Annotated in this window: 16 protein-coding genes; 9 read left to right on the top strand and 7 right to left on the bottom strand. The window is 49.4% G+C overall.

The window, feature by feature from the left end:
* Positions 1-2,502, top strand: a complete 2,502-nt coding sequence (locus KCG43_RS11545) for an AMP-binding protein (RefSeq protein ID WP_218384973.1) — start codon at positions 1-3, stop codon at positions 2,500-2,502.
* 67 nt (positions 2,503-2,569) lie between these two features.
* Here the strand turns inward: KCG43_RS11545 and KCG43_RS11540 are convergent, their stop codons facing one another.
* Positions 2,570-3,430, bottom strand: a complete 861-nt coding sequence (locus KCG43_RS11540; RefSeq protein ID WP_192017263.1) for a LysR family transcriptional regulator — start codon at positions 3,428-3,430, stop codon at positions 2,570-2,572.
* 697 nt (positions 3,431-4,127) lie between these two features.
* On the opposite strand from KCG43_RS11540, the gene KCG43_RS11535 reads away from it, so the two are divergent.
* Positions 4,128-5,006, top strand: a complete 879-nt coding sequence (locus KCG43_RS11535) for a hypothetical protein (RefSeq protein WP_192017262.1) — start codon at positions 4,128-4,130, stop codon at positions 5,004-5,006.
* A gap of 59 nt (positions 5,007-5,065) precedes the next feature.
* Here KCG43_RS11535 and KCG43_RS11530 read toward each other — a convergent pair whose 3' ends face one another.
* From KCG43_RS11530 to bcsE, 4 genes are all read right to left on the bottom strand, one after another.
* Entirely contained in the window at positions 5,066-6,676 is a 1,611-nt protein-coding gene (locus KCG43_RS11530) for a methyl-accepting chemotaxis protein (protein WP_218384971.1), read from the bottom strand.
* Between the two features lie 184 nt (positions 6,677-6,860).
* A complete protein-coding gene (gene bcsG, locus KCG43_RS11525; protein WP_218384967.1) occupies positions 6,861-8,510 on the bottom strand; it encodes a cellulose biosynthesis protein BcsG in 1,650 nt (549 codons plus the stop codon).
* Between the two features lie 22 nt (positions 8,511-8,532).
* Positions 8,533-8,679, bottom strand: a complete 147-nt coding sequence (locus KCG43_RS11520; protein ID WP_192017259.1) for a hypothetical protein — start codon at positions 8,677-8,679, stop codon at positions 8,533-8,535.
* Entirely contained in the window at positions 8,676-10,256 is a 1,581-nt protein-coding gene (bcsE, locus tag KCG43_RS11515) for a cellulose biosynthesis protein BcsE (RefSeq protein ID WP_218384964.1), read from the bottom strand. Before bcsE ends, KCG43_RS11520 begins: the two co-directional genes overlap by 4 nt.
* 483 nt (positions 10,257-10,739) lie before the next feature.
* Here bcsE and KCG43_RS11510 point away from each other — a divergent pair, with 483 nt between their 5' ends.
* The 6 genes from KCG43_RS11510 to KCG43_RS11485 are packed head-to-tail and all read left to right on the top strand — an operon-like array spanning position 10,740 to position 21,546.
* Positions 10,740-10,928: a hypothetical protein gene (locus KCG43_RS11510; RefSeq protein WP_225445319.1), complete on the top strand. Its 189-nt coding sequence runs from the start codon at positions 10,740-10,742 to the stop codon at positions 10,926-10,928.
* Entirely contained in the window at positions 10,925-11,710 is a 786-nt protein-coding gene (gene bcsQ, locus KCG43_RS11505) for a cellulose biosynthesis protein BcsQ (protein WP_218384962.1), read from the top strand. The genes KCG43_RS11510 and bcsQ overlap by 4 nt, the downstream gene beginning before the upstream one ends.
* Positions 11,711-11,714: 4 nt before the next feature.
* Entirely contained in the window at positions 11,715-14,336 is a 2,622-nt protein-coding gene (gene bcsA / locus KCG43_RS11500; protein ID WP_192017255.1) for a UDP-forming cellulose synthase catalytic subunit, read from the top strand.
* Positions 14,337-14,339: 3 nt separating this feature from the next.
* Positions 14,340-16,628: a cellulose biosynthesis cyclic di-GMP-binding regulatory protein BcsB gene (gene bcsB / locus KCG43_RS11495; protein WP_218384961.1), complete on the top strand. Its 2,289-nt coding sequence runs from the start codon at positions 14,340-14,342 to the stop codon at positions 16,626-16,628.
* The gene (gene bcsZ / locus KCG43_RS11490; RefSeq protein ID WP_218384960.1) at positions 16,625-17,734 is read left to right on the top strand and encodes a cellulose synthase complex periplasmic endoglucanase BcsZ; all 1,110 of its coding nucleotides are present in this window, start codon (positions 16,625-16,627) and stop codon (positions 17,732-17,734) included. Before bcsB ends, bcsZ begins: the two co-directional genes overlap by 4 nt.
* Positions 17,725-21,546, top strand: coding sequence for a cellulose synthase subunit BcsC-related outer membrane protein (locus KCG43_RS11485; RefSeq protein WP_218384956.1), 3,822 nt, complete (start codon positions 17,725-17,727; stop codon positions 21,544-21,546). The genes bcsZ and KCG43_RS11485 overlap by 10 nt, the downstream gene beginning before the upstream one ends.
* Positions 21,547-21,627: 81 nt before the next feature.
* Here the strand turns inward: KCG43_RS11485 and KCG43_RS11480 are convergent, their stop codons facing one another.
* The gene (locus tag KCG43_RS11480; RefSeq protein ID WP_192017251.1) at positions 21,628-21,993 is read right to left on the bottom strand and encodes a VOC family protein; all 366 of its coding nucleotides are present in this window, start codon (positions 21,991-21,993) and stop codon (positions 21,628-21,630) included.
* A 90-nt stretch (positions 21,994-22,083) separates the two neighbouring features.
* Here KCG43_RS11480 and KCG43_RS11475 point away from each other — a divergent pair, with 90 nt between their 5' ends.
* Positions 22,084-22,767 carry a YafY family protein gene (locus KCG43_RS11475; protein WP_218384952.1) on the top strand — a complete coding sequence of 228 codons (684 nt, stop codon included), beginning with the start codon at positions 22,084-22,086 and terminating at the stop codon, positions 22,765-22,767.
* Positions 22,768-23,660: 893 nt separating this feature from the next.
* On the opposite strand, the gene KCG43_RS11470 is transcribed toward KCG43_RS11475, so the two are convergent.
* A complete protein-coding gene (locus KCG43_RS11470; RefSeq protein ID WP_218384948.1) occupies positions 23,661-24,689 on the bottom strand; it encodes an IS110 family transposase in 1,029 nt (342 codons plus the stop codon).
* Positions 24,690-24,961 lie beyond the last annotated feature (272 nt).

Below are 24,961 nucleotides of genomic sequence, written 5' to 3'. Positions count from 1 at the left end.
ATGATACCACTAGGGAAAATTAAAGAGATAGCATCAGCTCGTGGTGACAAGAACGCATTGATCTATGAAAAAAGAAAAATTACTTGGAATGAATTTTATAAGGATGTCAATGAAATCACCTTGAATTTAGCAAGTAAAGTTGACTATAATTCAGAGATATCAATGTGTTACATTTCTCCTAATTGCATAGAACTCATTTATTTGATGTCTGCAGCTGCCACGTTAAAAATACCATGTACAGGTATCGATTATACTCAGGATTCCAGTAAGCTAGAACCAATGCTGAAGGCTACGGGGTGTAAAATCCTGGTTGTTTCCTCATCGTATTGTATTGAAAATAACATAAACATACAGGGATTATCGAATCAGGTAACTATTGTTGATATCGATAATAATGTAAGAAATAGCATTTGTTATGATGAATTGGCATGTGAGTCAGACAAGACTATTGATAGCCTTCAGCTGCAGCATAGACCTTTTAAAAGTATTTCTTTTACATCGGGAACGTCTGGAGTTCCTAAATCTGTAATTCGAAACAAGTCATTTGATGGACGAAGGTTTTCATTTTTCACTGCTCGCTATGGTTTCTCATCAGAAGACAGGCATTTGCTTGCAATGCCTTTATATCATGCAGCCGGTAGTGGGTGGTCCAGATTGTTCATGCAACTTGGTGCGACAGTTATTGTTGCCAAACCACATGATACTGAACACATGGCTCAACTTCTCAAAAGCGAATGGATTTCAACCAGTGCGATGACGCCTCCTTTGTTAAATGAGGTTGTGAGACACTATGTGGATGGCGGCTATTCTGCGAAAGAGAATAATTTAAAATTTGTCATCGTTGGAGGTAAGCATTTTCATCCTCAGGCTAAGCTTCAGGCTATCAACTCTCTAGGTCCTGTCATACATGAATACTATGGAACGACCGAAACCGGTGTGAATGCTTTAGCTGAACCTAGCGACTTAATCACTAACCCTACGAGTGTTGGCAGGGCATATGACGGCAATAACATTCTTGTTATAGGTAAGGATGGAAATGTGCTTCCTGCCCATGAAGTTGGCCGTATAGCGATTGCCAGTTATATGAACATGGATAGCTACGGTAATCAAGATTCCGAATTTGTTGTTATTGGTGATACGAAATATTTGATCACTGCTGAAACCGGTGAAATGGATTCCAGTGGTAATGTCTACTTGAGGAACAGAGCTCAGGGTGAAAGTGCTTTAAATATTTATGAGTTAGAGAATGAAGTCAGACATTTGCCAGGCATAAAAGATGTCGCAATGATCCCTTCAAATAAGAATACAGTCCACTGCGGGTTTGTTACCAATAGTGACTTTGTTGTGGATGATTTTGAGCTTATTCGAAATATTAAATATATCTGCAAGAAAATGAAAGTTAAACTGGAAGGCGTCGGTCGTGTTGATTCAATTCCTTACTCACCTTCAGGGAAAGTGCGAAATGAAGAGTTGAAAAACTTGGTTTTGAATCAAGATAAAAATGTGTCAGATGATAAATCAAATCCAGAGCATAAAAACAGAATAAGCTTAACTCAATATATTATTGCAATTCTATGCCTGATGGGTACTGCAATTTCTTGGGGAGGGATGTTTCCGATTGCAAAAAATGCTTTACAATCCATGGATGCAGTTCATATCAGTTTGATCCGCTATGGTGCGGCTTCTATGATATTGGTTTTAATGTTATTTATGAAAGAAGGTATTCATTCATTATTGCCGGGCCGAAGCGTTTTCAAATTATGGTTGTTTGGTTCGTTTGGATTCGCAGGCTTTAGCATTCTGGCATTTGCGGGGCTCGCCTATACCAAAGCGCAGCATGGTGCGATTATCATGGCACTGATGCCTTTAATTTCTGCAATCATGATGTGGACACTGAAAAAAGTAAGGCCCGCTAAATTTACCTTGATATCAATCGTGTTCGCTTTGTTTGGTGTGGTACTCGTGATAACTAAAGGTGATATGAGCGCTTTTTCAGGAGGTAATTTATTACCGTCACTTGTGATACTTTCAGGTGCTTTCTGTTGGGTTACGTACACGTTAGGAGCGAGTTACGTTGAAGGGTTCTCTGTGCTCAGGTATACAGCGTTATCTTCTATACTTGGAGCGTTTACTATCTTAATTATTGCTTTAATTACGAATTCGTTAAGCATTACACATGCACCAAGCTTGGAGCAGATATTCTCTGTCAAATGGGAGCTGCTGTACCTTATCACGTTTGCAGGTGTGATCGCTGTATTTTCCTGGAACTATGGAATCAGCACGTTAGGACCAATAAATGGTGTTCTGTTCATTAACTTAGTGCCAATTACAGCCTTTGCTATTGGTATGGCAAGAGGTGAGACTATCAGTCATTCTGAAATTGTCGGGGCAGCCATAACAATTGCAGTACTTCTAATGAATAATGTCTATACGCGTTGGTCAACTACAAAGAAAGATAAACATGTCCCAAGTTCGTTTAAGGTACAGCTGTCAAAAAGTTAATCAATTATTTGTTTAACCAGTAAGGTGAAATAAAGCGACAATCATAATTATGGTTGTCGCTTTATTATTATTTCGAAAATGCATTTCTGAATATCCTGACTAACTCGTCCATAACAAGTTTTTTAGGCGTGGAATATGATGTTTTCTTAGAGGTTAGCATCCATATTTCACGGTATATTTCTTCCGAAGGCCTGATAAATGGATAGGAGTCATTTCGAAGTACAATTCTTGGGATTAACGAGATACCATAACCGCTTTCAGATGCTCTTTTTTGAGCTGAAACAGAGTCAGATTGAATTCGTATTGATTTTGTTCCAAATTTTTCGATGAGATACTTACATTCTGGCAGATGACTATACAGATTAGAGTATGTAATTATATTGACGTTTTCATTTTTTACGAGTTTGTCCAGCCAATACTCGTTACCATAGAGCACATATTCTATCTCACCCAGTTTTTTACAAATGGACTCGCCTTTTTCTGGCAACTCCATCCGTAAAGCAATATCAGCTTCCTGTTTAGATATGTTGACATTCCGACTCGAAGTGTCAATTTCGAACCTTAATTCGGGAAACCTCTGGTGCAAGCTATGCAAATTTTCTATGACGAAATGTTCTGCTAAAAATGGAACCATTGATATTTTAGTATTTTGATTGAACTTTGATTCAGGCGAGAGCTCTTCTTCGAGGCTGTTGATTTTGTCTCTCATAGTGATGGATTTATCGTAAAGCAATCGCCCTTCAATCGTAGAAATGAACCCATCCTGTGTTCTGTCAAAGAGTTTTAGTTTTAGAGCATTCTCTAACCGGTCAATTCTTCTTGATACTGTTGCATAGTTCACATTTAACCGATTGGCTGCCACACTGACTGTATTTGTTTCATATAACGTGAGAAAAAATTTTAAATCGTCCCAGTTTAATTTGTTCATGAATAACCTAAATATTTGATTTATATTGTTTTTGTCAATGTAATCTTGAGTTTGTTCTGTATGTTTTCATCAACTGTGCATATAAAGATAAGTCAGTTTTTCTCTATTCGTATCCATGAAGCTTAACCTTCATTCTCTTGTGTCTGGCATCCATGTATTTATCTTTTTATAAAATTTATGGTCTACCCCAATAATCAGTACTTACGAAGCATGCACAGAATAGGATGAATCCCCGTTCGCGTGCTGAAGAATACTTTCGATTAACCCTCTTCAGATCCATAAAAACCATAAATGATATGCTTATTGTTTACTATGCTTGCATAATGTACGTGTGAAGTCCACACCCCGGTTGGGGAAATTACCGGGTGGTCATGATAAGAATCATATCAAAGGCAAGACTGCCACGATAAAAACACATCGAAGGCAAGAAGATTTCGGCTGGAGTACGGGCGGGTGATGCATATGAAACTGAAATCTGACTCCATACATGAGGGACATTGTCACTTTAGCTAATCTTATATTTAATTAAATGCATATGTGATCAATATATTAAATTTATTCATAATTTCCCGTTATTATGCGTTTCTTCTTGCCTAATCATTTCTGATTCTGTTCAATCGCGATGTTGCACGTGAGTTTATGTGCATATCTTGGGGTTATGAAACTCCCATTCAGAACGATCACAAGGATGATGACAATGAAGTTGAAATTCTGTCTTACTTTTGCTGCTTTAGCGCTCTCTGTAACTTCAGTGAGTGCTCAGGCTCGTAACTTTGATTTACCCTCTGGCTGTGAGTACGGACGAGTAAAATCTTATGATTTTAAATCAGAGGATGTGAGGGGTGCTGTCGAGAGTGGCTACAATATTTATAATGATCCACAAACCTACCCGGATCCTTCTAACCCAGATCAAACTGATTATAATCAGGAAGAATATGCCAACTTTTTTGAGTCGCTGATTAACCTTTTCAACTCGTTTGACTATTTGCGGGTGGAAGTGCCAAAGCATGTGGTTCAGGATGAAGTATTCCGTGCCAAAGGCAATTTATTTGACCGCTATGCTAACGTGCATTTCAACAATTCAGAGTTCGGCTATGTCGGCAAAGATAAATCAAACCTCGATGCCAATTCCTATCTTAATATGAAGTTTTCACGTACTTACGGTTACGGCCTGGTTTGGATAAACCGAGCTGGCGGTATGTGTTCAGCTGAAGGTGTCTGGGTACAGAAAAAACCAAGAATTGTGAGTGGAAGTGCGACCCACGCTTCGGGCAAAGTGCAGGCCAATATACAGTACCTGATTGATAAATATTCAACAGCAGCGAAGGACACCAGCGTGAATGCCCGCTTGATTATTCGTGTTCGGGATGATTTATATGGCCAGACTGCCTCGACATCTGTGAGCCTGAGTGCATTGCAGGGCAATACAACGATCAGTGTTACGCCAGCTAATCCAGGTATAAATAGTGTCAGCGTTACTTTGTCTGACGGAAAGTATACCGATGGTATGTCTTTAGGTTATGTGAGAGTGCCGGGTACGCCGAAACCGCCATGCCCAAGATGTCAGCCACTTTAAGTATGGCAAGTAAGTAATTTATTAATAGATCAGGCCCGGTGCTGGGCCTGATCTATATATTAACTGACTTTAAAAAAAGCCATTTCTTTTCTGAGGCGTTGGGTTAATGTCGAAATATCATTATTTGCCAGTGTCGTCTGGCTGGCATTCTCAGAGTTTTTCTGCACGATCTGGCTGATTTCTTCCAGCCTGTGAGAGATATCATTCGTGACAGAAGATTGCTCTTCCGAGGCGGTAGCGACTAAAGCATTGACGTCTGAAATTTGTCCAACCTGCTCTGAAATCGTTTTGAACGCATCGGACAAGGCCTGAGTAATAACCTGAGACTCTGAAACCATGTCTGTGTTGAGTTTCATGTGTTCATCTGCAAGTTTGGATTGTTCCTGAAGCTGGCTGATGATTGTTTGAATATCTATGGTCGACTTTTGTGTTTTGGCTGCAAGTGCTCGGACTTCATCGGCAACAACCGCGAACCCCCGGCCTTGTTCACCGGCCCGGGCTGCTTCTATAGCGGCATTGAGCGCCAGTAGGTTGGTCTGCTCTGATATGCTGTTAATCACATCCACCACTGAGCTTATCTTTTCTGAATGCTCTCTCAATTCGTTGATTATTCGTGCGGACTCTTTCATGGATACACTGACACTTTCAGCAATAGAATCGGAGCGTTGTAGCGTACTTGAGCTGGCGTTGATGATGGCGATAGCTTCAGTCGCTGCAGTTTCCGCCGAGTGCGCGTTGTGAGCAACATCAGATGCGGTTGAAGACAGTTCTGTGGCAGCGGCTGCGACTTGCTCTATTTCAGATAATTCGCGCTGGGCATTCTCTGAGTTGCTGTGTATCACTGTCGATATTTGCGTTTGGTTTACGGCTAACTGCTCCTGAATTCGCTCTGAAGACTGGATGATACTGAAAATACTTTGCTGAAGTGTAGACAAGGACGACGATATCAAATCAAGTTCGTTATTGGCTTTCGTCATTTTACGTGGAGTGAAGTCGCCATCAGACATTTTTTGAATACTGTCAGTAATTTCAGGCAGTACACGTAATTCCTTACGTATGATCCAGAATGAAAAAATGAACCCGGTAATACAGGCAGCGATAAGCAGTAAGATTCCCAGCTGAATATCTGCCTCATACTTTCTTTTACTTGTTTGGTAAACCTGTCCAGAAGCCGTTATCTGAATGTTAATTAAGTTGTCTATTTTATCAGAGAGAGGCTCTATACGGTTGTAGACTCTGTGGACGATTTGATGTTTAGCATCAGGCTGGTTTCTTGCCTCTTGTAAAAGTGTAACAAGATCTTTCTTTATAGCATTGATTTCAGCTGTCAGTGTTTTTGATATGGCTTTTTCATCGGCAGTTAACTGGGTTGAGTAATAGCTTTCCCAGGTATCTGCAACTACGTCTTTTGCTTTTAATACGGAAAATTCCAGTTCTTGCTGTGAGAGTGTACCGATATTCCACTTGTTGAATGCATCAACAATATCAACCGCAAAGGCATCAGAAATTGTTTTTAATTGTTGCAAAGGAATGACACGATCAAGATAGATTGAGTTCATTGCATTTAGTGTGTCTTTATTTCCAGACATTTGATTCCAGAAAAGTATGAACATAAATACACACAGTGTGACAGGGACTGCGAGAAGTTTTGTGAATATATTTTTTTTCATATGAATTTAAGCTTGATGCTGAAAGCGTATAAGAGAGGTAGTTTGCATGGTTAAGATAAATAATAATATCTTTTCTAATTTATTTTTTATGCAAATGACTGAAAATCACGCTGTTGTCGTTCAATCTGCCGTTGTAACTGCCACGTCCCGGTTGGGGCGTGGCAGTGCCATTGCGTACCGTCGGTTATTTCGACGGGTATTCAGACCAGCTGCTGCCATCCAGTGTGACGTAGTTTTTTCCCTGAACTCTGATGACAGTAGAGCCTTCGTTTTGAGCCACCACAGGCGTGACTGGCAGGTTACTGATCAGTGAGGCAGGGTCGACGCTGCCACTCAGGTACGGGTTTTGCTCTAAAACATTGGCAATGAGCTGAGATAACGCCAGATAGCTGGACGGTGATGCCACACGCGCTGTCTCGCCGGTACGGACGATGTTCTTGCCAAAAACTCTTAAGCCAACAGGGGTATGTACAATTGAAGGCGACGGAATTTCCCGCATCCCGGTTATCTGCATCCGATCGCCTTTCATACCTGCACCATGTTCTGGCACCAGTACCACCACGATATTGCGGCCCGATTGTTCCAGCGACTGGAAGAAAGCGTACAGATCGTCGAGCAGGTTTTTCAACCGCAATTTGTAGCTCACCAGCCCGGTGGATTGGTTACCGTGAATGATCCGGTTACCGTCATGCAAGGAAATGGTGTTATAGAGTGCCACAACTTTGTCGTTGCCTGCTTGCTGGCGCTGCTGCCACCAGTGATTCAATACGTCTTTATCGCGGTAAATCGGTGCACCGTCAAAAGACTTCTGGTACGGGCTAAAACCCGTTTGTGGCATCAGATCTGCCACCACATTACCTTCGGTTTTAATCAACTCAAGGAAGTTGTCGAAGATCCCGTCGTGGTTCATCACCAGATTTTCTTCAAAACCCAACTGCTTCAGGTTTTCGAACAGATAGCACTGCTCAGACGGTGCACCCGCAAAGAGCTGGCTGTGGCTTTCCTGCCCGCAACTGGCTCGTAGCAGACGGATCACGGCTGGCCCGCTGTAGGAGGTTGCCGCATTGAACTGATCAAAAAGGATATCGAATTCTTTAAACAAAGGATGATCGTCCAGCCCGGCGATATTGATATCGTCCCAGGCGACTGAGCAGATACTCAGGAATAAGAGATCGAAGGGCGCTGCATTAACGGCGTTGTCATCCAGCAGGACTTGTCGTTTTGATTCACGGGAAAAAAATTCAGTCACGTACTGGTTCAGGGAGGCATCATCCGTCCCCGCCGGCACGTTGGCTGCATTGGCATTGGTATTGGCATTGCCGGCAGGCCGGGTGATCGGGGTATTGTTCTCAACCGTGCCCTGATCTGCAATCACAGGCGTTATCTGGCCGGATGGCAGACTGAAAAACAGCATCGCCGCCATGACCAGTACCGATACACGTAAAAAGCGATTGAGCAGGTAATAACCTATGCCAACGGCAAAAAGGCCCAGCAGCGCCTGGAAAGAGAAAAACCGGCCTGCCAATTCGAACAGATAACCCCATTCGAAATGCATCAGTTGGTTCATTTGCGCCCACAGGCGGTCTAAAGGCGGCAGAAAAGAATCATAGTGCAGCAACCAGGCCGCGGCAGGTACTGCAATGACGATCTTGATGGCTGCCAGCAGGCGAGAACGCAGCGGCAATAATAAAAAGAGAGCCAGCGCTATGTTTTCCAGCGGATGGAAATCAATCGTGCCCTGCAGATACAGGGCGAACTTTGCAATGAAATAAACATTCCACCACCCCAGTCCTTTAACCTGCTGTGATGAATGAGAAGAGAGTGTAATCGTCATAGTCTCTGCTTAGTAATAAAATTCAGTCTTGTTCAAAGTAGCGGGAACGCCCGAAATACTTGCGATGGAAACGCTTGCCCAGTGTGATCAGGTGGCGCAGGTAATAACCCAGTACCATGCCTGTTAACAGGCTTAACCCTGCAGTGAGCAGAAAATCATCAATGTTCATGATTCACCTTTTAATCGAATGCGTTTGGGTACGGCAAAAAGGGCCGTCATCTTATCCTCGGTGCTATTGTTTTCTGCAAAAATAGCCGGTTCAGTGGTGATTTTTTTTATGTCGGCACACACAGTCAGTGCCTCTTTGCCGACCACTTCCAGCTCTTTTTCCAGATCATGATGCGCACTGATGACGCGAACGGTCTGGAAGAGATCCCGCACCGGCGCATCAAAAATATTATTGAGTGCCGTATGGATATCCGTTTGGCGAATGGCGCTGAACAGAACATATAACGCATGGTGGCAGGCGGTAATCACATCGCCATCACGCCGGATATGGCACAGCCGCAGACACTCATCCGGTTGCATTCCTGGCAGCAGCTTGAGTTTAACCAACACCACGTCCAGCTGAGGCGAGGTAAATTGCTGCATCACAGTATGGCAATATTGGATAAAAGTCTGATTGTCCAAGTATCCCCTGGCATTATAGTTCGGGTCGTTTAACAGCAGCTCTTCAGTATTGTCTGGCAGCAGGCGTGTCATGCGTTGCCCTTGTATCGCATCAACCTGGCTCATCATCCTTAAAAAGGGCAGGTGATAAGGTACAATCAGGTTCACGCCGGCACTCAGCAGGAAGGTTTCATCGGCATAGCGCAGGCACTGCCTGACTTCTCTGATGATGATCTTGAGCCGCGGCCCGGCTTTTTGCCGTAAATGCAGGCAGTCGACAGCCAACTGACGGATCTCCTCCGGCGACTGGCAGGACAAGATCAATGTCGTTGAAGGTGGGGTTGTTAAATCACTGATGATCTCTGCATTGTTCGCCGCCAGCTGGACATGCGCAGGAAGCGGGATATCGTCATCCACAACGGCATGACTCATCACAATCAGCGCCGTGTCATCCTGGCTGCTGAGTGCCGCAATATTGGGTGTTGACACCGGCACGGCAGCCAGCACGCCATGGGCCGTTTTCTGCACAACGAATGTTTTATCGGATTGAACACCATCGGATTTCGCCCAGAAATGTACCTGGTAGCTGTATTTGTCGTCACTGATCATACTCATGGAAGCCAGCCCCGCCAGGTGGTGGTTCAGTGCCAGTAACGCCGGTTTCAGTGAGGTGGAGGTTATAGAGCCGTACACCAGAAGTTGAATAGTCAGATCATTGCTGGTTGCGTGATCGTTAAGTTTTTTTAAAACAATAGTGAGATTATCATTATTAATATTGGCGAAAAATATATCCGGTACAAAAAGGACGGCGAGCGATTTTTTCGTGGCTTTTAACTTGATGATATCATCGAGCAGCAAATGAAAATGGATACCATTTTGGCTTTTATTCCGATTCAGAAATAAGATTTTCTTACACTTTTTCTGTAACGCCGCTGAAATTTGACTACCGTCTTGTTCGCTCAGGCCGGAGTAAAAATTATCTTTGTTTGTAAAGCAAGTGAAGCTATTGTTTTTATTATGTTTAATAATTGATGTCAGATAATTAATGGCCAGAGTTTTTTGGGCAAAAAGATTGACATAAACAGACGGAAAATTGTTTATTTCGACAAAGTGTGTAAAGTCTGGATTTGTAGACATATAAAATACCAGTTGCTCGCTATCGGCACTTTTCCCGCTTCTTTAAGCTTGCAGAGGCACCATCACAGTAAGAACACGACAGAAAAAGATGTTACTAATATAATAAGATCATATAGAATTTACTCAAAATGTCGAATCATTCATCTGGTTTATCTTTGCACCGACTGAAACCGATAAAGAACTGTTCGTTTTACATGTGGCCAATGTACTGATGATGAGATTTGATTATGAACCGAAAGGCATACATAATTAACTGTAATATTATCGTTGTTTTCCGGTCACAGTCATTAGCGTTTATAGCTGCAAGTATTAAATCTAATAAATAGGGACATGATTTTTTTGTGGACCAAATGTTAATAATGAACAGGCGATAATGTAATAAACGTTAGTGCCTGTTTGTTTCTTTGAAAATTATGTACTTAAATATAGTTTGTATTAATGGCATTGATAAATTCTATTAAGTAGTGGTGAATTATTGTGGTAATGCCTGCGAAAGATGTTGATGCAATTTATGCGTCTTATAACATGACTAATCATGATTATGTCGAATTAAATGAAAGCGAGACCTATTCAAAAGTAAAAAATAAGTGGTTGATATTAAAAAGTAAAAAATCACCTCACGGGACAAAGCAAGCCAGAACTGAAAACAGCAGCCAGGCCGATATGGTATGAAAAGGATCGGGATTCTCAGCTTGCGTGGCGGCGCCGGGGCGACAACAGTCACGGCAAATCTGGCACAGGCACTAGTGCAAGTACAGAAAAATGTGCTGGTGGTTGATGCTGTTGATGCTAATTTGCTGCGTTTACACCTCGGATTGCCTATTTCCAGCGTTGAGGGGTGGGCCAGTCACATGTGTGCGAATACCGATTGGCAGTCAGCGGGCTTTGAAAGTCCCAATGGTGTGACTTTTTTGCCTTTTGGCCAACTGTCATTGCATAACGCCAGACAGTTTGAGGCTAACCGCGGCCCTTATCTGGCTGAGATCCTTGAAGCGCTCGGGCGGTTTGAGGTGGGTGACAATCAGGATCACTGGCAACTGATTCATTTGGGATCGTCGGATCTGGCGTTACTGGAGGATGAAGCCTTTGGCTATTTTTTTGATACCGTTTTGGTGGTGCTAACCCCTGATGCCGCCTGTTACAGCGTGCTGCAAGATGTTTTCGAAACCCAGGCTGTTTTTAACGATGCGCCTGTCTCAGCCAAAGTGCGCTATGTGCTCAATCAGTATCAGCCTGAAACCGAGATCAGCCGCGATTTCATGCTGGTGTTGAAAAGAGAGCTTGGCGCTGAAATGTCACCGGTATTGTTACACCGGGACATCGCTCTGATGGACAGTGTGGCAAATCTGACCACAGTGCAGCAGTTTGCCCCAACCAGCCAGGCGGCAAAAGATTATCAGTCACTCGCCTTTTGGTGCGTGTCGCAATTGTCAGCCATCCAGTGTGTTTCCTGAGCCTATGTTCAACACCTTAAATCTGGTTTTTAAATCCTGGGTTATTGAGCAGTTCAAAGTGCAAAAGCTTGCTTATGAGCGCGAGCGCAATACACCTGCTTCCCACACAGGAAATCTCATACTCGGGTTGTGGTTTACCTTTGCGTTTGTGTGCCTCAAGCCGCAGATTGCCGGCGTGCCTGCATGGCGTTTACCTCTGATTTACTACCCGCACATCAATTTTGCTTCCCCTTCGTTGCTGGATCCTGTGCGTTTTGCGCTGCAGAGCCTGTGGCTGCTCTGTGTCAGGCCGCAATCGCCGGGCCATCTTAAAGCCCAGCTGCAGGCGGGCACCAAACAGCTGATCCGCCGTGTGAAAGGCATTTTCTATTTACCCTTGGGGCGCATTGCCAGCCTTATTGAATGGCTGGAAAAAAAAGCGACCGACGCCGACACGGAAGATCTTAAAGCGGTATTGAAAGAAACCAAAACCGGGCGGATGATCAATGTTCTGCTGCTGATAGCAGTGGTCTCACTTGCCATGATCTGTTTTACCGTGCCGTTCGGGTTGGAAGCCCAGATGGTGTTTGTTCTGTTGTTGTGGGCGCTGGCCATGATGTGCCGGCGAATGTCAGGCCATTTTCCGACCTTGCTGTTGATCATCCTGTCGGTCACAGCTTCGTGCCGCTATCTGTGGTGGCGCTATTCTTCCACGCTGAACTGGGACGATCCACTGGCGTTCATACTGGGCGTTTTACTGTTACTGGCAGAAACTTACTCTTGGATCGTGCTGATTTTAGGCTACTTTCAGAATATCTGGCCGCTGAACAGAAAACCGGTTGCACTGCCACCAGAGACAAAAGTTTGGCCTACAATTGACATAATGATACCGACTTATAATGAAGATCTGGACGTTGTGCGTGCCACTGTGTACGCCTCTCTGGGCGTCGACTGGCCAAAGGATAAGCTGAATATTTATATTCTGGATGATGGTAAGCGAGACAGTTTTCGCGATTTTGCCCAGGAAGTTGGCGTGCATTATCTGCGACGGCCAACGAACGAGCACGCCAAAGCGGGCAACATTAACTATGCCCTGCAGCGCTCACAGGGAGAATTTGTGGCCATCTTTGACTGTGACCACATTCCGGCCAGAGCCTTTTTTCAGCTGACAATGGGCCTGTTCCTGAAAGATCCGAAACTGGCGCTGATTCAGACACCACACCACTTTTTCTCGCCGGATCCGTTTGAGCGTAATCTGGCCAATTTTCGCGATGTGCCCAACGAAGGCAACTTGTTTTACGGCCTGATTCAGGACGGTAACGATCTGTGGGATGCCACTTTCTTTTGCGGCTCATGCGCCGTTCTGCGCCGAGGGCCACTGGAAGAAGTCGGTGGCATAGCGGTGGAGACAGTCACTGAAGACGCGCATACCTCACTGCGGATGCACCGTCTGGGCTATCACTCGGCGTATCTGAAACAACCGATTTCAGCCGGTCTGGCAACGGAAACCCTGTCGGCGCATGTCGGCCAGCGAATCCGCTGGGCCAGGGGCATGGCGCAGATTTTCCGGGTGGATAATCCGCTGACCGGCAAAGGACTCAAGCTGTCCCAGCGGCTGTGTTATGCCAATGCCATGCTGCATTTTTTGTCGGGCATTCCCAGGATCATTTTCCTGACCGCGCCACTGGCGTTCTTATTGCTGCACAGCTTCATTATTTATGCACCGGCGCTGGCGATCATTCTGTACGTGTTACCGCACATGGTGCATGCCAGCATGACCAACTCGCGGATGCAGGGGGAGTTTCGCTATTCATTCTGGGGCGAAGTGTATGAAACCGTCCTGGCCTGGTATATCGCGCGCCCGACCACAGTGGCACTGTTTGCCCCGCATAAAGGGCAATTTAATGTCACCGCCAAGGGCGGGCTGGTTAAAGAATCCCATTATGACTGGGTGATTTCCCGGCCCTATCTGGTGCTGGTATTGCTGAATGTGGTTGGGCTCGGCATGGGCCTGTACCGGTTGGGATGGGGGCCGGAGAACGAAGTGGCCACTGTGCTGGTGAATATTGTCTGGACCCTCTACAACCTGCTGATCCTCGGCGCGGCAGTGGCGGTGGCTGTTGAAGCCAAGCAAATACGCCGTGATCACCGGGTTGACGTTTCTATGCCGGTGGCGGTGAGACTCAGATCCGGACACCTGCTGCAGGCTGAAATGAAAGATTTCTCGCTCAGTGGCTTGCGAGTCCAGCTGGGTGAGCAGGACAGTGAGCGTCTCGATGTTCAGGTGAATCAGATACTGGAGGTGGTGCTGAGTCGCGGTCTGCAATCCTATGTATTTCCGGCAACCATCGCCTTTAGCGGCAAAGGTATGCTGGGGCTGCAGCTCAGTGAGCTCAGCACGCAGCAGCAAATTCAGTACGTGCAATGTACATTTGCCAGAGCAGACATCTGGGCGAAGTGGCAGCAGTCTTATCAGTCTGATAAGCCCATGTCGAGTATGAAATCTGTGTTGCAGGTCGGCTGGAACGGATACCGCCGCCTGATTCAGCACAGCCCGGCACCAGTTGCTGCGCTGGCACAGGGTGTTTCACTCTTTGGTGGCCTGATTTGGTCACTGAGACCACGTAATGTCCCCAACAGGGCTTAAAAAATGAAAATCAATAAAACAATAAAAACAACGGTTGCCATACTCAGCAGTCTGGGTACGGCGGCAATGGCCAGTGCGCAGGCCACGGCAGTTAACACCGATTCAGCGGGAGTCACGACTCCTTCACATATTCACTCGGCTGTTATCCAGCGAGATCTGCCCTTCTCACAATTGGGCTTTAATGGCTCTATCGGTATTTACGGCAGTGAAGCCAACGCCAATGTCGGCTTTGGATCGCGTCTGGATGAGGTGATAGCCAAAGCCAACCTGCATTTTGATGTCACGTCATCCCCGGCGCTGCTGGCACTGGTGTCTCACATCAAGGTGTACCTCAACAATGAATTGATGGGGGTCGTGCCGGTCACGGATGGCCAGCAGGGCAAAAAAAGCAGCGTGTCTATGCCGCTGGACTCACGTTATTTCAGTAACTATAACCAGATCCGGTTTGAGCTGATTGGTAACACCCATAAAACCTGCTCTAACCCCAATGATGCCAGTATCTGGGCGGAGATCAGCCAGAGCAGCCGGGTCGAACTGTTTGTGCAGAAAACCCAGCTTGAAAGCGATTTGAGTGTATTGCCGGCGCCATTTTTTGATCCCCGTGATTTTGGCAGGTTAACCCTGCCGGTCATTATGGGGGCTGACTATGATCTGCCGGAGATAAAAGCGGCGGGTGTGTTGGCGTCTCATTTTGGTGCGCTGTCGGGGTGGCGGGGAGCGCAATTTTCGCTCTTGTTCGATCAACTGCCAGAGCAGCATGCTGTGGTGTTTGTCACTAATGACAATAAACCCGATTTTCTGCGTGACTTCCCGGATGCCGACGGGCCGTATTTACAGGTGATCACCCATCCGACCAACCCTTATGTCAAGCTGCTGCTGGTGCAGGGGCGCGACAGTCAGGATCTCAATACCGCGGTTCAGGGGCTGGCACTGGGTACCCAGTTGTTAACCGGGCCAATGGCGAAGATCAATCAGGTGCTTCAGGTCAAACAGCACGTCCCTTATGACGCGCCCAACTGGGTTGATACCTCAAGGCCCGTGGCGTTCACCGAGCTGGTGGAACAGCGCAGTCAGTTGCAGGTGGAAGGCCGCACCCCACCACCGGTACGGCTGAGTTTTCAGCTGCCGCCGGATTTGTTCACCTGGCAGAGCCGCGGTATTGCTATGGATCTGCAGTACCGTTATTCGCCGCCAATGAAAGATAACTCTGGCTCTCGGCTGACTCTGGGGATCAACGATGAGTTTGTCGAAGCGTTCAACCTGACAACAGCCGGTCAGGGTGGTGAATCCAAGCGTGTCCGGGTGCCATTACTGGATGACGGTTTGCTGGGCGGCAGCGACCGGGTACGGATTCCGGCGTTCAAAGTGGGCAGTAAAAATTTCATCGATTTCGAATTTGGCTTTGCCTCTGTCACGGAGGGGAATTGCCAGATCACTCAGCCGAGCAAACAGTATGCCGTGGTTGACGGCGACTCGACCATTGATTTCAGTGGCTTCCCGCATTATATCCAGATGCCGAACCTGCGCTCCTTTGCAACCTCCGGGTTCCCGTTTACCCGCATGGCAGACTTGTCGGACACGGCAGTGGTTCTGCCCGCCTCTTCGTCAGTTGAAGCGCTGCAAACCTTTTTGAATGTCATGGGCCGGTTGGGTGCGGATGTCGGTTACCCGGCTATCAAGGTCACGGTGACAGACCAGTGGGACAGCGCGACGCTGAAAGGCAAGGATATCCTGAGCATAGGTGTGGCACAGGAACTCACTCAGGCGATTGGCGAACCGGATCAGGTGAATCTGATTCTGCAGTCCGGGTTGCGCCAGATCCGCCTGCCGGGCCGCAACGAAACCTTATCAGGCATGAACTGGCTGGGCAGGGCGTCTGACAATCCGGAGGCTGTCGATCTGGTGTCGGTCAATGCCAGCGGCAAGTTTGCCGCCATCACAGGCATGGAATCTCCGTTCACCAAGAAGCGCAGTCTGGTTGCGATCATGGCTGCCAGTCCGCAGGCATTCAGCCTGGTGGATAATGCCATCATTGATTCGGGGAAAGTGGAGCACATGTCAGGCTCTGTGGTGATCCTGCGTGATCAGGAAGTGGCCAGTTATAACGTCGGCCAGCATTATTTTGTCGGCCAGTTACCGGTGCTGAAATTGATCTGGTATCACTTCTCCAATCACCCTGTGCTTGTCGCCAGCCTGGCGGTGTTGCTGGTGGTGATTGTCACTGTCTTCCTGTGGCGGGTGCTGCGGAAAATTGCCGCCAGAAGACTGGCACGCAGCGGGGAAGAGGCATGAAAAGCCTGATAATTGTGCTGAGTCTGCTGTTCAGTACCCACAGCCTGGCAAACCGCTGTGAATGGCCGCAATGGCAAGAGTTCAAATCGGCTTACCTGATCGATGGTCGTGTGATCGATGGCAGTGACGAGCGCCGGATCACTACATCCGAAGGTCAGTCGTACGGCTTGTTCTTTGCCCTGATAGCCAATGACAAACCGGCCTTTGCCGCTATGCTGGACTGGACGCAAAGCCAGCTGGCAGAAGGCGATCTGACGGCGCGCTTGCCGGCCTGGCTGTGGGGAAAACAGCCATCGGGACGCTGGGGCGTGCTGGATGATAATCCGGCCTCAGATTCAGATCTCTGGATTGCGTACACGCTGGCAGAAGCGGGCCGCCTCTGGAATAACCATTACTACCAGTCGCTGGGCCATTTGATGGCCAGCCGGATATTGCGTGAAGAAACCGTGGATATCGACGGCCTGGGCACTGTGCTGCTGCCGGGTTCGGTAGGGTTTGAGCTGGAGAACGGTCAGTATCGGGTCAATCCGAGTTACCTGCCGCTGCAGCTGATTGCCCGGATGGCACACCTTTACCCGCAATTCCGCTGGACGTCGCTGTACCGCACCAGCCTTGCCATGATTCTGGGCACTATGCCTGCAGGTTTCAGTCCGGACTGGGCCACGCTGGCCAACGGCCGTTATAGCGCAGATCAGCAAACCGGGCCGGTGGGCAGCTATAACGCCATTCGTACCTACTTATGGGCAGGCATGCTCAGCGAAGATTCGAAAGATAAAACGACACTGGTGAAGGCAATGCAGCCCATGGTGGCGGCTACTGCGGCTTTGTCGGCCCCGCCACGCACGGTGAACACTCAGTCGGGCCAGTATCAGGAGCAGGGCAGTGCCGGATTTTCTGCCGCCATGCTGCCCTTGCTGGCCGCGTCAGGTGAAACCGCGCTGTTGCAGGCTCAGGCCGGGCGGGCAGCCAAGCACCTCATCAGAAACCAGGACGATCATTATTACGACAATGTGCTGGCGCTGTTTGGCGAAGGCTGGCACCAGCAACGTTATCGCTTCGGCGTACAGGGTGAACTGGAGCCAGCATGGGAAAAGGGATGTCAGTAACTGTTTCGCTAAACGCAAGTATTCTGATTGCACTGGGTCTCAGCGCCGGGTCAATCAGCCTGTCCGCTTACGCCGGTATTGTGCCGGCAACACCCCTGACACCGCAGCAGCTTGAGCAGGTCTATCAGCCGATAGACGCGGTGACCACATTTTCTGCCGTGCCATCAGATAACAGTTCGGTGGCGTTTCTGGTTAATCAGATTGAGCTGGCCACGGCGTTAGGTCGCGATGATATCGTTGAGAGTGCGCTGGAGCGATTACTGGCGATTGACAGCCAGCACCCGGACGGGCTGTATTACCAGGCACGGCTGCTGATTAAACAAAACCAGCTTCAGCAGGCGCAGGAAGTCCGAAGTCAGTTAAGAGCCAGCTCGCCGCAGTCGGTGCAGCTCAAGGCGCTGAATGATCTGATTGCCATTAACGGCCGCAAAAAAGCCGACTTGCAGCAAGCCAGATTACTGGTGCGCGCCGGTCGTTATGAGCAAGCGTTGAAAGCCTATGATGCGCTGTTCCCCAATGGGATGCCCTCGGCCGAGTTGCAGCTGGAATACCTGCAGGCTGAAAGCAGTCTCAGTGAACGCTGGGAAAGCGTAAAGCAGGGGCTGGAGCAGCTCAATGCCGCGTATCCCGGCGTGCCATCCTTTCAGCTGGCGCTGGCAAACCATATTCGCCGCCGCGATGCTGCCGATCCCTGGATTCTGGCGACTTACCGCCAGCTGGCACTGCGTTCGGATATCGGCACAGTGGCCGCCAATGCCTGGTTGCGCGCGCTGGATCAGCAGCCGATATCGGCAGAAGTGGCCGAACAGTACGCCATTGTCGCCAGCTATTTTCCGTCTGATACCGCTATCAATCGCGCCAACCGCAATGCGCAGGCTCGCTGGGAAACTGAGCAGACGTTGCGCAAAGATCCCACCTATCTGGCCAAACTACAGGGGCTGGCGCTGATAGAGCAAGGGACATACCCGCAAGCTAAAAAACAACTGGAATACGCTTTAACCACGCGCCCGGACGATCCTGACATTCTGGGCGGCCTCGGCATGGTGTACCTGCGCCAGGGGCAGCAGGGTAAAGCACTGGATTACTTCCGACAGGCGCAGCAGCTCGATGATGATCCCGACAATGTCAGTAAGTGGCAGTCGCTGGTGGAAGCCTCTTCTTACTGGGCGTATCTGGATGAAGGTGATGCGCTGAGACAAAAAGGCCAACTGAATCAGGCAGCGCGCGCGTATCAGAAAGCCATGCCAGTGAATGCCGCTGAACCCTATGCCTACCTCAAACTGGCAGAACTGTATCAGCAGCAGCAGAAATTTGCTGATGCTGAACAGGCTTACCGGCAAGCTTTGCAGCGTGATCCCGGTAATGCGCAGATCGTACGCGGCCTGGTGAATCTGACACTGGAAAGCCAGGGGCTGGCGGCGGCGATTACCTTTGCAGAGCAGTTGCCCCCGGCCCAGCGGCGGCAAATTCGCGGCACCTTACTGGAGATGAAAACCCAGTTAGTGGTGCAACAGCTGAGCAGCGCGCTGGCTGAGAATGACACTCAGGCTGCAGAGCAATTTGCCAAACAATTACTCCAACTGGATCCTTCCTCCCCCTGGCAGCGTCGCGATATTGCCGATGCTTTAGTCGCTGCCGGGCAGCGCAACCGGGCTGACGCTCTGATGCAGCAATGGGCCGCCGGCAGCCGCGACCCGGAGATGCAGTTCGCCTACGCCTTATACCTGAGTCAGGCCGGCCGGGACGATGAGGCCATTGCCGTGCTGTCTCGTGTGCCTGCTGCCAGACGCAGTGAGGCCATGCAGGGTAATTTGCTGCGGCTGCGCCTTGATCAGTCACTGGCTGATCTGTCTGTCCGCTATCAGGCCAACCCGGATGCCGTGCGCCAGCAACTGCATTCGCTGGCGCAGCAGTATGCCGGTCAGCCAGACGTTTTGTCGCGGCTGGCTGTGACATGGGCCGGTTTAGGCGAACGCCAGCAGGCTGAGAATCTTTACCGTCAGTTAACCCCGAGCGACGCCTGGTCGGACACCGCCCAGCTTGGCTATGGTGAGCTGATGATAGAGCTGGAGCACTTCAGTGCCTTTGATCAGTGGCTGGACAAGCAGGGGCACGCGCGTGTTAACCGGCAACGGGACGCCACATCGCTTGCCGTATTGGGTACGCTTAATATCCGGCGATTGCTGGCAGAAGCGGCGCTCCTGACTGAACAAAGGCAGTTTCGCCGGGCGCAGGCGCTTTATCAGAATGTGCTCACCGGAGCCAAACCTGCCCCCGAGCCTTACCGTACCGATGCCCGGCTTGGCGTGTTACAAACCAGTGCCGCACTGGGAGATAAGGCTGTCTATCAGCCGGTATCTGAGCAGCTGTATGGCAGTCGATCCCTGCTGACGGCCAGACAATTAATGGCCGCCGCCCCTGTGATGAACCGTCAGGGCGAAGATGACAAAGCCCGTGAACTGAACCGCTTACTGAGCCAGCGGCCAGACGCGGATGCGATGGATTACCGCAACAGCATGGCCCTGGCGATGGATAATCAGCAGTGGGCGCTGGCAGAGCAGCGAGGTTATCAGGCACTGAATGCGGATCGCATCGAAAAAAGCGCGGATGGACAGGTGGTGCAGGCCCAACCACCCGATTTACGGACGCTGTATCAAGAGGCCGAGGATTACTGGCTGACCCGTAATGTTAAAGCTGACATCGACCGTCTGCGCGATCGCAGCGATGGCCACCTCATCATCGGCTGGGATTACAGCGCCCGTGACGGGGAAAACAAGGCCAGTCAGGTGCCGATCGAAGCGCGGATCCCACTCGAACAATGGGACGGCCATCTGATCATGCGGGCCGATTATGTCTCACTCGACTCCGGCGATCTGGACTATTACGACAAGTTTGACGATTCCAATGCGCAGTACGAGCCGCTGCGCGCCCGTGACACCGGGCTGGCCTTTGGCATCGGCTGGCAGGCGGACAACTGGCAGGCCGATATCGGCACCACACCGCTGGGCTTTGCGCAGTCAACCTGGGTGGGCGGCGTCACGCTTGAGGGGGATATTGGCGATTTCGGTGTGTCCGGCACCTTGTCGCGCCGACCGGAAACCAGCAGTGTGCTGTCGTATGCCGGGATGAGTGTGCCGGGATCTGCTCCGGTTGATGGTAACTCAGGAGCAATAAATGCTGACCCAGCCGGGACACTCTGGGGCGGTGTGGTCAGCACAGGTGTCAAACTCAATGCCAGCTGGGACATTGGCGGCCCGTACGGGTTCTGGAGCAGTGTGCAACATCATCTGATCACTGGCGAAAAGGTGGCCGACAACACCCGGCTGGCCCTGCTGGGCGGCGGGTATTACAAACTGATTGCCACGGATGATCAGCGTTTAAGTATCGGCACCAATCTGCTGTATTTTGACTACGATAAAAACCTGAGCGAGTACACACTGGGCAGCGGCGGCTATTACAGCCCGCAGCGCTATGTGTCGCTGTCGCTGCCGGTGGATTATTATGGCCGCTACGACAGCAGCTGGTCTTATCTGGTCAGCGCTTCTGTGTCCAATTCCTGGTCGCGAGAAGATGCGCCCTATCAGTCGGACGGTGAATCAGATAAAGGTGGCGGTTTTGGTTATTCACTGGAAGGCGCACTGGAAAAGCGGGTCAGCAGTCGCTGGTATGTCGGGGTCGCCGTGGACTTGCAGCGCTCTGATTTTTACGAGCCAAACCATTTTATGCTGTATACCCGATTTACCTTCAATGATCGCTGGCAACCGATCGATTACCCGCCTTCAGTGCCCCGCCTGTACAGCGATTTTGACTGATACCCGCAACCGTCACTGACATCGCAACAAATAACAACAGGCGCATGCTGATGCGCCTGTTGGTCAAGGGCTTATTCCCTGTTACTCATCCGGTGTGCAGACCCGGATTCTGTGCCCGTCGGGGTCCAGCGCCACGAAGGTCAGGCCGAATACCGCGTCATGCAAAGGCTGCTCAATCACGACACCGGCATTTTGCCATTGGTCATACAGCGCCCTGACCTGCTCGTCACCCGGCACCATAAACGCGAATTCACTGCGGTGGCCCTCGCCGCCGGAAACAAAATTGCGCGCCTGTTCCGACCACAAGCTCAGGTTAAAGCCGTTTTCAAACTCATACGCTACGTAAGTCGGGTGTGCCGCCACAGGCTCACGGCCAAGCAGGCGGCTATAGAAATCTGCGCTTGTTTCCGGGTTTTTCACATACAGCAGCAACAGGTTAGGTGTCATTCTCTCTTTCCTTTGTGAGTTAATCGTCTGTGTGTACAGCGCTGAGATTAGCGCGTGACACTGTCAGAAAGTGGCAGTATCCTTTTGCATATGCGTACTGAACGATTACTCCAATTACTGCAGATCCTTCGTCAGCACCGGCTGCCCGTCAGCGGACAGCGGCTGGCCGACGAGCTGAACATCAGTATCCGCACCCTGTACCGGGATATCGCCACACTGCAGGCCCAGGGGGCGCAGATCGACGGCGAACCCGGCATGGGTTATGTGCTGAAACCCGGATTTTTCCTGCCACCGTTAATGCTCACCGAAGAAGAAATCAGCGCCATCATGCTGGGTGTCCGATGGGTCTCGGCCTTTGGCGATGTGCCGATGGCCAGCGCCGCCGATTCCGCACTGGCGAAAGTCACTGCCGTGCTCCCCGCCGATCTGGTGCAGGGCGCCAATGAGGTGCCGCTGCGCGTCGGCCCGCCGGCTGAGCTTGCCCCGGAAGATCTCACCCTGTTCAGAACGGCTATCCGGCGGGAAAGAAAACTCGCCATTCGCTACCGCGCGGCCGACGGACAGGAGAGCACCCGGGTGATCTGGCCGTTTGCGATCGGCTATTTCGCCCAGGGCAGGGTACTCGCCGCCTGGTGCGAACTGCGGCAGGATTTTCGTCACTTCCGCACGGAGTGGGTTGCGGATGCTTTGATGATGGATCAGGCCTATCCGAGACGGCGTCATGCGTTGTTTCGGGAGTGGCGGGAGAAGGAGTTAAGACTGCGTCAGGGTTAGGGTGCATAAAGGTACGGCTGGGGATTTTGGTACGGGGGAGGTATGTCGCGCTTGAGTCTGGTGGTTCTTTCGGCATGGTGCGATGCGCGCCAGGTACTCTTTTGAGGCAAAAAGAGTACCCAGAAATGCCTTGTTGTTCTTTGGTGTGGTCCGGGCCGGTTGTAGGCGCTCCCGGCGCCGACAACCTAAAAATTCGTCCTGAATTTTTCCCTGGGGGAGTGGGTTTCTTGAATTTAGATATTGTTGTTGGGCAGAAGTGATTTCAGTCATGCATCAATGACATCAACTCTGTCATTCCCGCGACAGGCGGGAATCCATGTAGCGAGTGCGGTTTCTAAGGCTGAGTGAGGTATGTCGCGCTTGAGTTCTGTGATTCTCTTGGCATTGTGCGATGCGCGCCAGACACTCTTTGCGGGGCCAAAGAGTGCCCAGAAAGCCCTTTGTTCTTTGGTGTGGCCCGGGACGGTTGTAGGCGCTCCCGGCGCCGACAACCTAAAAATTCGTCCTGAATTTTTCCCTGCGGGAGTGCCATCAATGTAGATTTTCAAGCTGTCATTCCCGTGCAGCGAGTGCGATTTCTAAGGCTGGGTGAGTATGTCGCGCTTGAGTTCTGTGATTCTCTTGGCATGGTGTGATGCGCGCCAGGTACTCTTTTGAAGCAAAAATGTATGGTCCGCCCCGTTTTTGCAACTACAATTTTAACGGGAGTGGTTTGCGCTAATGTATTCGGAGTCTCTCTTGGAAGCTCTCGCATTCCAGCTCCACGATGATATCTGCGCCAGATAGTCCTTAAAAGAGTAAATGCATCTAAGTGCTATTTTTGCCGTCAGGTTACATATCTGGCCGATGTACCGTTATCGTCATCATTGTCATTGCAAAATGGGTTAATGAGTTTATTGGCAAGCAAGTTTGTTGGCATTGAACGCTCGGTGTGAGTTCATCACAGCCCAGGCGATCCGCACTAACTTGTTAGCCAGTGCGACAACAACAACATTAAAAGGTTTGCTTGCCCTCAGATTAGTGAGCCAGGGTCCGAAGCATTTCCCCGTTGTTTCTGGTTTAGATAAGACAGCGCGGGCGCAATGAATAAATAACGTTCTGAGCCTTTTATTCCCTCGCTTGCTTATCCCTAATAATGTGGTTTTCCCGCCAGTTGAGTACTGTCTCGGAACCAGTCCTATCCATGCCGCCATATCACGGCCACACTTGAAATTGCCCGGAGAGGCAATCTCAGCCAAGCAAGAGCTCGCTGTGATATGAGCAACACCAGGGATCGTCATAAGCAATTCACCGATTTCATTATCAGATGTCATTTTGATTAATTTTTGTTCTTGCTTCTGAACATGCTCAGTGAGGTACAGGTAATGCTCGTGAAGTTCTTTTAATTCCAAAACTAAAGCCTGGGGCAGTGACTGGTTTTGCTCTGCAATCCATTGAAATAACTTTTTCATTGTTGAATGGCCTTTGGGAAGACTGAGTCCAAATTCAACGAGAATCCCCCCAATCCTGAGCATAGTCGCTGTGCGCTCTTTGATATACGCCTCTCTTGCTCGATTGATGGTACTGATGACCTGGGCGTTTTCTGACTTCACGGCAGCAAAGCGCATTGATGGACGGGATGCAGCTTCAGCAATCGCCGCTGCATCAATAAAATCGTTTTTATTCGACTTCACATAGGGCTTCACATATTGGGGTGGGATGAGTTTTGCTTCGTGCCCATAACTTTCACATTTTCGGGCTAACCAATGCGCGCCGCCGCAAGACTCAAATGCCACCGTTGTATGGGGTAAATTAGAGAGCCATAAAAGCAGTTGAGCCCGATTAAATTTCTTACGAAACACCTCATGCCCATGCTGGTCATGTCCGATACAGTGAAATGTACGTCTACCTAGATCGATGCCAAGAATATGTAAATTGTCCATGATGGAACACCTCAGTGGTTTCGGTTTCCTCAAGCTTAGCCACTGACGTCGCTAGGGGTGAGGTTGGGGCGGACCATATCATTAGAGTACCCAGAAATGCCTTTGGGTTCTTTGGTGTTGTCCGGGGCGGTTGTAGGCGCTCCCGACGCCGACAACCTAAAAATTCGTCCTGAATTTTTCCCTGGGGGAGTGGGTTTCTTAAATTTAGATATTGTTGTTGGGCAGAAGCGATTTCAGTCATGCATCAATGACATCAACTCTGTCATTCCCGC

Origin of the sequence: Photobacterium sp. WH24 (assembly GCF_019204055.1) — a bacterium.
Classification (GTDB): domain Bacteria; phylum Pseudomonadota; class Gammaproteobacteria; order Enterobacterales; family Vibrionaceae; genus Photobacterium; species Photobacterium arenosum.
Note: the sequence above shows the minus strand (reverse complement) of the source record. Positions and strands in the feature narration are given on the sequence as shown.

Bases quoted from the DNA above. Each gene is read 5' to 3' on its own strand.
- bcsB (WP_218384961.1), top strand. From the start codon at position 14,340: ATGAAAATCAATAAAACAATAAAAACAACGGTTGCCATACTCAGCAGT.
- KCG43_RS11535 (WP_192017262.1), top strand. From the start codon at position 4,128: ATGAAGTTGAAATTCTGTCTTACTTTTGCTGCTTTAGCGCTCTCTGTA.
- bcsZ (WP_218384960.1), top strand. From the start codon at position 16,625: ATGAAAAGCCTGATAATTGTGCTGAGTCTGCTGTTCAGTACCCACAGC.
- bcsE (WP_218384964.1), bottom strand. From the start codon at position 10,256: ATGTCTACAAATCCAGACTTTACACACTTTGTCGAAATAAACAATTTT.
- KCG43_RS11475 (WP_218384952.1), top strand. From the start codon at position 22,084: ATGCGTACTGAACGATTACTCCAATTACTGCAGATCCTTCGTCAGCAC.
- bcsA (WP_192017255.1), top strand. From the start codon at position 11,715: ATGTTCAACACCTTAAATCTGGTTTTTAAATCCTGGGTTATTGAGCAG.
- KCG43_RS11485 (WP_218384956.1), top strand. From the start codon at position 17,725: ATGTCAGTAACTGTTTCGCTAAACGCAAGTATTCTGATTGCACTGGGT.
- bcsG (WP_218384967.1), bottom strand. From the start codon at position 8,510: ATGACGATTACACTCTCTTCTCATTCATCACAGCAGGTTAAAGGACTG.
- KCG43_RS11510 (WP_225445319.1), top strand. From the start codon at position 10,740: ATGCCTGCGAAAGATGTTGATGCAATTTATGCGTCTTATAACATGACT.
- KCG43_RS11480 (WP_192017251.1), bottom strand. From the start codon at position 21,993: ATGACACCTAACCTGTTGCTGCTGTATGTGAAAAACCCGGAAACAAGC.
- KCG43_RS11545 (WP_218384973.1), top strand. From the start codon at position 1: ATGATACCACTAGGGAAAATTAAAGAGATAGCATCAGCTCGTGGTGAC.
- KCG43_RS11530 (WP_218384971.1), bottom strand. From the start codon at position 6,676: ATGAAAAAAAATATATTCACAAAACTTCTCGCAGTCCCTGTCACACTG.
- KCG43_RS11540 (WP_192017263.1), bottom strand. From the start codon at position 3,430: ATGAACAAATTAAACTGGGACGATTTAAAATTTTTTCTCACGTTATAT.
- bcsQ (WP_218384962.1), top strand. From the start codon at position 10,925: ATGAAAAGGATCGGGATTCTCAGCTTGCGTGGCGGCGCCGGGGCGACA.
- KCG43_RS11520 (WP_192017259.1), bottom strand. From the start codon at position 8,679: ATGAACATTGATGATTTTCTGCTCACTGCAGGGTTAAGCCTGTTAACA.
- KCG43_RS11470 (WP_218384948.1), bottom strand. From the start codon at position 24,689: ATGGACAATTTACATATTCTTGGCATCGATCTAGGTAGACGTACATTT.